Origin of the sequence: Mesorhizobium sp. M7A.F.Ca.CA.002.05.1.1 (assembly GCF_003998335.1) — a bacterium.
In the GTDB taxonomy this organism is placed as follows: Bacteria; Pseudomonadota; Alphaproteobacteria; order Rhizobiales; family Rhizobiaceae; genus Mesorhizobium.
Map to the genome: position 1 here is coordinate 1 of NZ_RZQI01000117.1, position 10,655 is coordinate 10,655.

Sequence of the window (10,655 nt, forward strand, 5' to 3'; positions counted from 1 at the left end):
TTGCTTTCGGTCGCTCGGCCTGTCCGTGCCCCGTGGCCGGATGTTGGCGATACCCGGCCTATCCGGCCGGTTGCCCCGGTTGCCGACGCACAACGCCTGGAGCCGGCGCGCAAGGTTGCTCAAGACCTGATCGCTCCGCCACGGCTTGATCCCGCTGAGATCGAAAGGGCCGAGCCCCGTCCGCCACTCAGCGAGCTCGGTCTCGCCGTGCCCCCGAAAACGCCAATGCCCGGGGATTGGCGGGAGGTCTTGCTCTACCGCCCGATTGCCACATCGTCGGCGATGTTCGAAGCCATGGGCCGCAAGGTGGTCATCAGCGGAGTGCGGGGCATCGATCTCGACAGCTCCTGCTCGTTTCATGACGTCACCTGGCCTTGCGGCCTTCGCGCACGCGCCGTTTTCAATTCCTGGTTGAGGGGACGCGCGCTGCACTGTTTCGTACCGCCGGACGTCGAGCGTTTTGCCGTCGCCGCACCGTGCAGGCTGGGCAAGCAGGATGTCGGCGCCTGGCTTGTCTCCAACGGCTGGGCCACGGCGCTGCCGAGCGGCATCTACGGCAAGGCGGAGGCGACAGCCCGAAAGGCTGAGATGGGCATATTCGGCCCGGCGCAATAGCCTGCCATTCATTCCCTGATGTTTTGTTTGTTAACCGCCACGGGCGCAGCCTTGATGGGGTCATCACGCAATCGATTAAATTGCAAGCTTCCTTGAAACTGAAATTGCAACACACCGGCCTTATACCAGCCCAACCACAGGAGATCGGCCAGTGATAAAGACTATGGCGAGCACCACCGACCAGGCATGGAAAAGCGTCGCTTTGCTGACCTTTCTGGGAACCGCTGCAATCCTGGGCGTTTCCGTCGGCCTCAATTATCTGCTCCTGTTCTCCGAGGCGCTGACGCCATTTGGGCGCAGCATGATCACGGCAATCCTGTTGCCCGTTGTCCTTGGCGTTCCGCTTTTTCTGTTCGTTGGATTAAAACGGATCGAGCTTCGTCGCTATCGCCGGGAACTCGACAAGTCGGCAACCTTCGACACCATGACCGGCTGCCTGAACGGAGCGGTCTTCACGTCGATGGTCGAAAAAAGAACGGCACGGCCGTCGGTACCGGGGCCGAAATCGGGCGCCTTCCTGGTCATCCATTCGGAACATCTGCGGTCCATCAACCTGCGCTTTGGTCTTGAATGGGGCGATCAGGCCTTGCGGCTCATAGCCTCGACCATACAATCGTCGGTGCGTGCGGAGGATCTGGTTGGACGCATGGGGACGTCGATGTTCGGGGTTTTCCTCGCCGGCGCGACCGAAGCAGAAGCCAGGGAAATCGGCGAGCGTATCCGGGCGCGCATCGCGCAAGTCTATTTCGCGCCAAAAGGGACCGAGGATGCCCTGACCGTCAAGGTCGGCGGCGTGGTGTTCGAAAACCAGGTGGAGTTCGCGGACATGTTCCGGTCCGCCGAGCAGCGCATGGCCGGCGTCCAGGACGGAGCCGCGTTTGAACTGACGCATCTCCATAGCTGACAATCGCTGGGAGCCAGAGCCATTCGGAACCCAGGGGAACTGTCGGACGCGGCCGCGGTTACGCTGAGGACGGGGTAGCCCGTGAAGACGCCGCCCAGGTTTCGGCGATGGCGACGATCGCGGCGTTGATCGGTCCGCTCGGGATCGCCGGCATCACCGAGGCGTCTACGACAAAGGCATTGTCGAAGCCGTTCAGCCGCAAGTCAGGATCGACGACGGCCTCAGTGTCACGACCCATCCGGCACGTGCCGGCCGGATGGTGATGGGTGGAAGCAGCCCTGGCGATGAAAGCATCGAGTTCGGCATCGGACTGAACCGGTGCGCCTGGCAGGATCTCCATATCGCGCCATTCGCCCAGAGCCGCATGATGGCCGACCATGCGCGCCCGCTTCAACGCCATCCTGAATGTCGCGCGATCGTGTTCGGTTTCGAGGTAATGCGGGTCGATGACCGGCTTGTCATTGCGACCAGGCCCGCTCGGTGTGATGCGCCCGCGGCTTGTTGGATGAGTGACGCCGCACAGGATGGTAAAGGCCGAGCCATAAAGCGGGGTCTTCAGGCCCTCGGCCGCCGACGGCGCGACGACGCAGGCCAGCACGATATCGGGACTTCCCGTGGAGCGGGTCGGGTCATCGCTGTGCAGGTACATCAGCGATTCGGAGTGCTGCAGGCGGGAAGGCGGCACCGGCTTCTTCGTGCTGTAGACATTGCCGAGAGCCAGCAGATGATCCTGCAGGTTGCGGCCGACATCGTCGCGATCGGCAAGGCAACGTATGTCAGCTTGCTTCAGCGTATCGGGACAGCCAATGCCCGACCGCATGAGGATGAGCGGCGTGGATACTGCGCCGGCGCAAAGGACGATCCGGTCGGCGCAGAGCGTTCCGGTCTGGCCCCCGCACACCACGCTCACGCCCGTGATCTTGTGGCCGTCCAGCACCAGGTGCTCGACCTCGTGGCCGGCAAGCAAGGTCAGGTTCGGCCGCGCCATGACCTGCGACGACAGATAGGCGTCGGCGACGCTCAGGCGCTTGCCGTCACGTATGTTGAGTGAATTGGGACTAGTGCCGACCAGTTCGCCGCTGTTGTGGTCGCTCAGGGCGGGAGCACCCATGGCGCGCCCGGCGGCGATGTAGGCCCGCACGACCGGACTGACTTCGGCGTCCGGCAGATAGACGTCCAGCGGGCCACTCATGCCGCGTGTCGGCCCGTCGAAGGCAGTGAAGGCTTCGCTGCGGATGAAGCCCGGCAACAACCCCCGATAGGACCAGCGCTCGCCGCCAGCTTGCGCCCAGGGTTCGAAATCATCGGCATGGCCGCGGACATAGGCCATTGCATGCAGGCAGCTCGAGCCGCCGACGATCCTGCCGCGCGGCCATTCATGGACGCGGTTGGCGGTGAAGGGCTGGGGCACGGTCCGGTAGCTCCAGTCGTAGGCGCGGCCCTGAAGCATCGTCCATTTCAGCGGATCGGCGATGTCGGGATCGGCCGGCATCGCCCCGGCCTCGACGAGGCCGACCTGGCACGACCGGTCTTCACTGAGCCGGCTGGCAACAACCGAGCCGGCGGATCCCGCACCGATCACCAGCACGTCGAAATGACGTTTCAATTTGAAATTCCCCGCACAGGCTCACTATCGGAAGCTGATACGATCACGCGGCAAAGGCGCCGGCATTCGACCGTTCCATGATCTGTCTCTGCACGGACAAAAGGTGCGTGCGCATTGCGGCCTCTGCCGCTTCGGGATCGCGCTGCGAGATCGCTTCGGCGATCAGGCGATGCTCGCCGTCGCGGTGGGCGATCCGCTTGGGGCAGGTGGGGGCTGCGGTGCGCGCAACTTTCACCCGCGCATCGACGCCGACCTGGCGCAGCATCTTGTAGAATTCCGCGGCGAGATGGTTGCGGGCCGCGGCAACGATCGCGAGATGGAAAGCGAAGTCGACCTCACCCGACGGGGCGTTCTCCGGCGTGGTTGCCGCGTCGAGGATCCGCGCCGTCTCGAAAGAGGAGGCGCGCAGCGACGCCAGTCGGGCAAGGCCCGGCTCCATGATCAGGCGCAATTCCAGGACCTCGATCGGATTGGTTACCCTGACCAGTTCCTCGCCATATCTCGGAAGGGCGGTCGGCGCCCGCCTGGCGCGCGCCGGTTTGAGGTCGCCCGAAAGGCGCAGCACTTCAAGCGCCTTGCGAAGCTGATGGCGCTTGACGCTCAGATGTTGCGCAAGATCGCGCTCGGACGGAAGCTTGCCGCCGCCCTGCTGCAACTGGCGGACCGCGGCGATGATGTCGTCGAGATCCGATGGTCCGACCTGCGGCTCGAATGCGCTCAAAACCAAATCTCCTGTCCGATCGGCAGACCGCCGACTCAACGTCCCGACATCATATTGTGACACGAAAACCTGTTCGACGGCACTCAACCAATTCAACCAATCTACAACTGTACGCAATGGTTGACAACACTAGTTGCGCGATGGTTGACTGCCCATGTCGACGGTTGCCATCGCGGCGGACCGTCTTTCTCCCGAGGATCACGCATGCCGGCTGGCGAAACCTTTGACTACGTCATTGTCGGTGCGGGATCGGCCGGCTGCGTGCTGGCGAACCGGCTGAGCGAGGACCCTGCCGTATCGGTGCTTCTGCTGGAGGCGGGGGATTGGGACCGCGATCCGATGATCCACATCCCGCTCGGCTGGGGCAAGATACTGACCGAGCGCCGCCACGACTGGATGTATTTCTGCGAGCCCGAGGCCAATGTCGGCGGGCGCAAGGTCGAATGCGCGCGCGGCAAGGTCATCGGCGGCTCTTCCTCCACCAACGCCATGGCTTATGTGCGCGGCAATCGCGGCGACTACGATCGCTGGGCGGCAAGCGGCCTGACGGATTGGTCGTTCGACAAGGTGCTGCCCTACTTCAAGAAGCAGGAGCGCTGGGAAGCGGGGGAAAGCCGGTACCGTGGTGGCAGCGGGCCGCTGAACACCCAGTTCTGCCGGTACAAGGACGAACTGATCGATGCCTTCGCCACAGCCAGCCGTGATGCCGGATACCCGCAGACCGACGACTATAACGGCGCCATACAGGAAGGCTTCGGCCGGCTGCAGATGACGATCGCCAACGGCCGCCGCTGCTCGACCGCGACCGCCTATCTGCGGCCGGCCATGCGCCGCGGCAATGTCAAGGTGCTGACCGGCGCGATGGCGACGAAGATCCTGCTCAGGGATGGGCGCGCGGCGGGCATTGCCTACACCAGAGGCGGGGCGAGCCATGAAGTTCTGGCGCGGCGCGAAGTCCTGCTTGCCGGCGGCGTCATCAACACGCCGCAGCTGATGATGCTGTCAGGCATAGGCGACGGCGGTGAGCTCGCGGCGCATGGCATCGAGACGAAGGTCGATCGTGCGCAGGTCGGAAAGAATTTGCAGGACCATGTTTCGGTCATCCTGATGTATCGGCGCAAACAGCCGGGACCGTTTCTCAAGATGATGCGGGCCGATCGTATCGGGCTGGATTTCGTCAAGACCTATCTCACCGGAAAGGGCTTTTCGGGAGATGTGCCTGGCGGCGTCGTGGCATTCCTGAAGAGCGACGCAAGCCGGCCGCTGCCGGACGTGCAGCTGCTTTTCACCGCTGCACCGCTGGGGGCATGGCCTTACATGTCGCCGTTCAAGGCGCCGTTCGCCGACGGCTTTGCGACCCGTATCGTTGCGGTGCAGCCGGAGAGCCGCGGCAGCGTCAAGCTGGCGTCGAGCGATCCGGTCGCTGCGCCGCTGATCCACCAGAACTTCCTGTCCTCGCAGAGCGACTGGCAATCGCTTCGCGCCGGCTTTCGCGTTGCGCGCAACCTTGCCAGCCAGCCGTCCATGGCTCCGTTCGTTGGCGCGGAGTTCTTTCCCGGCCCGAAATGCGAGAGCGACGAAGAGATCGACGAGCATATCCGCAAGACCTCGATCACCGTGCATCATCCGGCCGGCACGTGCCGCATGGGCGTCGATGCGGCATCGGTGGTCGATCCGGAATTGCGGGTGCGCGGCATCGCCGGACTTCGTGTCGTGGACGCCTCGGTCATGCCCGACCTCGTCTGTGGTAACATCAATGCGGCGGTCATCATGATCGCCGAAAAGGCCGCGGATCTGATCCGCAGCCGCGCTCAACAGAGCGTGGCGGCCTGATAGAGGCGGCCGGAATACAACCAAAGTCTTTTGGTTGAGACTGAAAAACTGCGTTGGTTGGACTGTCATGCGCTTCCGCATGGCCGTGGCGAAGCGGTTCCACGCCCTGATTGCGAGCCGTATCTCGCGCATTTCTAGGCTATTCTGCCTATTTTTGGGCATTTGCCTTCCAAAAATGCACCTCAACCAAAAACTTATAAAATTCGCAATTTGGCTATTGTCGAGCAAAACCAATGCGAATACGGTTGAGTTGGTTAGAAGTATTTTCTTCGTGACGAGAGGTGTCCGATATGTCCCTGGCGCAACCAGCTAACGATGTGCTCACCAACAAGAAGGCAGCACTCAAGGGCCTCTATGACGCCCTCTACGCAAAGAACATGTTTCCGTTCTGGGCGACGTCGGAAGGCGTCGACCATGACGAGATCAAGCAGCTGATGGCGACGTCGAAGGCCGTTCCCTTCGTGTGGTCCTATTCGGACATCGAGCCGCTGCTGCAGCGCGCCGCCGAACTGGTGACCATGGACGACAGTGAGCGCCGTTCGCTGATCCTGGTCAATCCCGGTCTTGCGCCCAAGCGTGCATCGGTCAGCACCATGTACACCGCCTACCGCCTGAACGATCCCGACGAGATCATGCCGCCGCACAAGCACTCGCCGAGCGCCATCCGCTTCGGCCTGACCGGCAAGGGCAATTTCACCGGCGTCGAGGGCGAAGACGTGGTTTTTGGCCCGGGCGACATGGTGCTGACGCCCAACGACGCCTGGCACAATCATGGCACCGTCGGCGGCGAGCAGGCGGTCAACCTGTCGGTGCTCGACTTGCCGCTGGTCGAAACGCTGCATGCCGTCCATTTCGACCACAAATACACCGAGATGGTCGATGGCAAGGAAGTCGAGAAGAAGGTGCAGACCGCCCGCTATCCCGGTGACTACTCACAGCGCATCTATGGCGAGGGTGGCCTGATGCCGCGTTTCGTCGACCACAAGCGCGGCGGCGGCCTGTCGTCGCCGATGTATGTCTATCGCTGGGAGAAGATGGAAGCGGTCCTCGACGCCCACAAGGATTGGGATGGCGACCCCCATGAAGGCATCGTCATCGACTATGTCGATCCGACCACCGGCGGACCCGTCTTCCACACCATCAATTTCTACGTGCAGATGCTGCGCCCCGGCGAGAAGACCTTGCCGCAGCGCGAGACCGCCAGCCTGCTCTTGGCGCCGTTCCGCGGCAACGGCCATTCGATCATCGACGGCAAACGTTATGACTGGAACCAGTTCGACACCATCGCCATACCTGGCGGTTCCTGGGTCGAGCATGTCAACGGCTCGTCGAGCGAGCCGGTGATCTTCTTCGGCGCCACTGATGCGCCGACGCAGAAGGCGCTGCTCCTCTACAAGCGCTGGGGCCGCAACCAGGCCGGCGATCTGCTCCGCCTCGTCTAGTTTCCGGTCCTTCGGCAAGCACTGTCCCGCCGCGATTGGCGGCGTGGACATCGAAAACGACGCTTCAGCAGCAAGGGTGTATGCATTTGGTTTCGGCGTTCAACACCAAGCAGATCGGCCATGTCGACTGTCCAGGCGGCGGCCAGGTCTGGGTCGATGGCAACATCCTTTATATCGGCCACATGCGGCCGCCGAGCGGCACGACGCTGGTCGATATTTCCGACCCGCGCAATCCGCGCAAGATAGCCACGATCGATGTTCCGCCCGGCTGGCACTCGCACAAGGTGCGCGCCAAGGATGGGCTGATGATCATCAACCACGAGCGCTTTGGCGATGCCGGCCCGGCCGATTTCGGCGGCGGACTGGCGCTTTACGACACAACCAAGCCGGCGCAGCCCAAGCTCATCTCGAAATGGATAACCGGCGGCAAGGGCGTCCACCGCTACGACTTCGACGGCCGTTACGTCTACATCTCGCCGACCGCCGACGGTTATGTCGGCAACATCGTGATGATCCTCGACCTGATCGATCCGGCACAGCCGGTCGAGGTCGGACGCTGGTGGATACCCGGCCAGTGGACGGGTGGCGGCGAAGAATACCCGTGGCATGACTATGTCACGCCGCGTTGCCACCATCCGCTGCGCATGGGCGACCGGCTCTATGTCAGCTACTGGCATCACGGCCTGTTCATCCTCGACATTTCGGACATCACCAAGCCGAAACTGGTCTCGCACGTCAATTCGAGCCCGAGCTTTCCGCATCCCACCCACACCTGCCTGCCGATCCCGCAGTTGCTGAAGGGCCGCAACATCATGGTGGTGGCGGACGAGGATGTCGCCAAACTGCGACCTTCGCCGCCGGCCTTCACCTGGATCTACGACATCACCGACGAGACCAACCCGTTGCCGATCTCGACCTTCCAGGTGCCGGGCCTCGACCCGGATGGCGCGCCGCAACCGCCGATGACCGGCTGCCACCAGCCCTCCGAGCGGTTCAATGGAACCGTCATTCCGTTTGCATGGTTCGCGCAGGGGCTGCGCCTCGTCGACATCGCCGATCCGTTCGCGCCAAAGGAAGTCGGCCATTTCATGCCCGACGCGCCGGAGGGGGCGGAGCGTTCCTCGTCCAACGACGTGACCATCGACGACCGCGGCATCGTCTACCTGATCGATCGCATCCGCGGCGTCGACATCATCGAAACCAGCGTTCTCTAGGGGGGTATGTTGAGCGACAGCACGCGAAAATCCGCCAGCCACTACGCCATCGGCAACAAGAACCCGAACCTGCCGTTTCATCCGGCGGTGCGTGCGGGCGATTTCATCTTCGTCTCGGGCCAGGTGCCGAAGGACGAGAACAACAACGTGATCAGCGGCACGATCGAGGAAGAGACGCTGGCGACGCTGAAGACCATTGCACGCGTCATCGCGCATGAAGGCGCGACGCTGTCGGATGTCGTGCGGATCACCACCTATCTCGAGGATACGCGCGATTTCGGCCGCTACAACAAGGCGTTCCTCGAAGGGATCGGCGACGCCGTTCTGGCACGCACGACCGTCGAGGCAAAGGCCGTCATCAACACCAAGATCGAAATGGACGCCATCGTCTACAAGCCGCTGCCGGCGAGCAAGTAGGCCTTGGACACTAGCGAGGAGACGACATGTACAAGCTGTTAGGCCGCCAGACATCAGGCAACGTCCAGAAGGTGCTCTTCATGCTCGAAGAGCTGGGGGCCTCCTACAAGCGCGAGGATTATGGCCGCCAGTTCGAGAACACGCAGACGGCGGAATACAAGGCGCTCAACCCGACCTCCAAGGTGCCGACGCTGGTCGACGGCGACACCGTGATCTGGGAGTCCAACACCATCCTGCGCTATCTCGCGGCATTCGGCGGCGAACAGTTGAATGGCGCCACGCCGGCCGAAAAGACCGAGGTCGAGCGCTGGATGGACTTCCTGCTGGCTGCGGTCAATCCGGGCTACCTGGCGGCCTTCAAGGGCGCCAAGCTCACGCCCGAAGAACAGACCGCCGAATACAAGGAACAAGTGAAGGACCTTGTCGCGCAGCTCAAGATCGTCGACGGCCACCTGGCCGGCAAGGACTTCCTGGCGCTCGGCAAGCTGACCCTTGCAGACATTGCCTGCGCGCCGATCCTGAAGCGCTGCGTCGACTTCAAGATCGACCGGCCGTCGATGCCCAATCTGGAGCGCTGGGTGGCCGCAATCGCCGCCCGGCCGGCTTTCAAGGCGGCAACCACTGCTGCTCCCGCAAAGGCGGCATGATGATCAAGCGCGCCGCTCTCATCGGACTGGGAACGATGGGTCCAGGCATCGCCGCGCGGCTTTCGCGCGGCGGGCTCGATGTGACGGCGTATGATGTTTCGCCAGGGGCAATCGAGCGCGCCCGCGGCATGCTCGATCTCGCCGGCGGCGTGCTCGACCGTCTCGACATCAAGGCGCCCGGGACTGGCGCCGGCAGCGTGCGTTTCGTCGAGACGATCGCCGAGGCCGTCGATGGCGCCGAACTGGTGATCGAGAACGTGCCCGAGAATATCGACATCAAGGCGCAGACCTATCGCGACATCGATCCGCTGATCGGCCCGTCTGTCATCGTCGCCTCCGACACGTCGGGCATCCCGATCACCAAGCTGCAGGCGCATATCTCGCAACCCGAGCGGATGGTCGGCATGCACTGGTCGAACCCGCCGCACATCATCCCGATGATCGAGGTGATCGGCGGCGAAAAGACCGCGCCTGAAACCGTGACTGTTATCCGCGATCTCATCCGCTCGATCGGCCTGCTGCCGGTGGTGGTGAAGAAGGACGTTCCAGGCTTCGTCGAGAACCGCGTGCTCTATGCGCTGCTGCGCGAGGCGGTCGATCTTGTCGAGCGCGGCGTCATCGAGCCGGAAGACCTCGACACCTGCGTATCCTGGGGCATCGGCTACAAGATTGCCGTCATCGGCCCGATGGCGCTGCTCGATATGGCGGGGCTGGATATCTACAAATCCGTCTCGTCCTTCCTGAATGCCGATCTCTCCAACCGTGACGATGTCGCGCCGATGGTGCTGGAGAAGACGGCCGCGTCGAAGTTCGGCATCAAGTCGGGCGAGGGCATGTTTGCCTACACGCCCGAGCAGACAAAAGCGCTGCAAGGTGAACGGGCGCGCAAGCTCGTCGCGGTGCGGCGCATCCTGGAAGGCCGGGAGTAGCCAATGTCACATGGTGCGCAGAGGGCAGGCCGGTTCGAGGAGTTCCACCGGTCGGCTGTTTGTGTGAAGGGCGCCTTCGCCATCAAGATGGTGCGGGTGCGGCAGAAAACAGCACGCGGGGCGGCAAGCCATGCGCATTGAAACCATCCGAGCCGCCGGCGACAGGCCGGCCCATATCCGCCATGACGATCTGATCTCCGCCAAAGGCGTTTCGGTGGTCATCGCCCGGCAGCTGATCCTCAGGAACATCGATCTTTCGGTGCCAAAGGGATCGTTCGTTTCCCTTATCGGCCCTTCCGGCTGCGGCAAGAGCACTTTGCTCAAGGT

Annotated in this window: 11 protein-coding genes; 9 read left to right on the top strand and 2 right to left on the bottom strand. The window is 63.0% G+C overall.

Features of this window, described 5'->3' with window-relative positions; genetic code table 11:
* Window positions 1-249 precede the first annotated feature (249 nt).
* The gene (locus EN939_RS08740) at window positions 250-615 is read left to right on the top strand and encodes a thermonuclease family protein (RefSeq protein ID WP_245456788.1); all 366 of its coding nucleotides are present in this window, start codon (window positions 250-252) and stop codon (window positions 613-615) included.
* A gap of 151 nt (window positions 616-766) precedes the next feature.
* On the top strand, window positions 767-1,519 hold the full coding sequence (locus EN939_RS08745) for a GGDEF domain-containing protein (protein ID WP_127267697.1): 753 nt from the start codon (window positions 767-769) through the stop codon (window positions 1,517-1,519).
* A gap of 58 nt (window positions 1,520-1,577) precedes the next feature.
* Here EN939_RS08745 and EN939_RS08750 read toward each other — a convergent pair whose 3' ends face one another.
* On the bottom strand, window positions 1,578-3,125 hold the full coding sequence (locus tag EN939_RS08750; RefSeq protein WP_164748746.1) for a GMC family oxidoreductase: 1,548 nt from the start codon (window positions 3,123-3,125) through the stop codon (window positions 1,578-1,580).
* Between the two features lie 43 nt (window positions 3,126-3,168).
* On the bottom strand, window positions 3,169-3,846 hold the full coding sequence (locus EN939_RS08755; protein ID WP_127267698.1) for a FadR/GntR family transcriptional regulator: 678 nt from the start codon (window positions 3,844-3,846) through the stop codon (window positions 3,169-3,171).
* A 204-nt stretch (window positions 3,847-4,050) separates the two neighbouring features.
* Between EN939_RS08755 and EN939_RS08760 the strand changes: the two genes are divergently transcribed.
* The 7 genes from EN939_RS08760 to EN939_RS08790 all read left to right on the top strand — a co-directional run.
* Window positions 4,051-5,679, top strand: a complete 1,629-nt coding sequence (locus EN939_RS08760; protein ID WP_127267699.1) for a GMC family oxidoreductase — start codon at window positions 4,051-4,053, stop codon at window positions 5,677-5,679.
* A 290-nt stretch (window positions 5,680-5,969) separates the two neighbouring features.
* Window positions 5,970-7,121, top strand: coding sequence for a cupin domain-containing protein (locus tag EN939_RS08765; protein WP_027039500.1), 1,152 nt, complete (start codon window positions 5,970-5,972; stop codon window positions 7,119-7,121).
* An 80-nt stretch (window positions 7,122-7,201) separates the two neighbouring features.
* Complete coding sequence (locus EN939_RS08770; RefSeq protein WP_127267700.1) at window positions 7,202-8,335, top strand: LVIVD repeat-containing protein; 1,134 nt, start codon at window positions 7,202-7,204, stop codon at window positions 8,333-8,335.
* A gap of 6 nt (window positions 8,336-8,341) precedes the next feature.
* Window positions 8,342-8,752 carry a RidA family protein gene (locus EN939_RS08775; protein WP_127267701.1) on the top strand — a complete coding sequence of 137 codons (411 nt, stop codon included), beginning with the start codon at window positions 8,342-8,344 and terminating at the stop codon, window positions 8,750-8,752.
* Window positions 8,753-8,778: 26 nt separating this feature from the next.
* Window positions 8,779-9,399, top strand: coding sequence for a glutathione S-transferase family protein (locus EN939_RS08780; RefSeq protein WP_013529861.1), 621 nt, complete (start codon window positions 8,779-8,781; stop codon window positions 9,397-9,399).
* Entirely contained in the window at window positions 9,399-10,328 is a 930-nt protein-coding gene (gene fhmpcd1 / locus EN939_RS08785; RefSeq protein ID WP_127267702.1) for a 5-formyl-3-hydroxy-2-methylpyridine 4-carboxylate 5-dehydrogenase, read from the top strand. The genes EN939_RS08780 and fhmpcd1 overlap by 1 nt, the downstream gene beginning before the upstream one ends.
* A gap of 130 nt (window positions 10,329-10,458) precedes the next feature.
* The coding region (locus EN939_RS08790; RefSeq protein ID WP_127267703.1) for an ATP-binding cassette domain-containing protein at window positions 10,459-10,655 on the top strand (197 nt) is incomplete at its 3' end.

Coding starts and splice junctions, on each gene's coding strand:
- EN939_RS08760 (WP_127267699.1), top strand. CDS start 4,051: ATGCCGGCTGGCGAAACCTTTGACTACGTCATTGTCGGTGCGGGATCG.
- EN939_RS08765 (WP_027039500.1), top strand. CDS start 5,970: ATGTCCCTGGCGCAACCAGCTAACGATGTGCTCACCAACAAGAAGGCA.
- EN939_RS08770 (WP_127267700.1), top strand. CDS start 7,202: ATGCATTTGGTTTCGGCGTTCAACACCAAGCAGATCGGCCATGTCGAC.
- EN939_RS08775 (WP_127267701.1), top strand. CDS start 8,342: ATGTTGAGCGACAGCACGCGAAAATCCGCCAGCCACTACGCCATCGGC.
- EN939_RS08780 (WP_013529861.1), top strand. CDS start 8,779: ATGTACAAGCTGTTAGGCCGCCAGACATCAGGCAACGTCCAGAAGGTG.
- fhmpcd1 (WP_127267702.1), top strand. CDS start 9,399: ATGATCAAGCGCGCCGCTCTCATCGGACTGGGAACGATGGGTCCAGGC.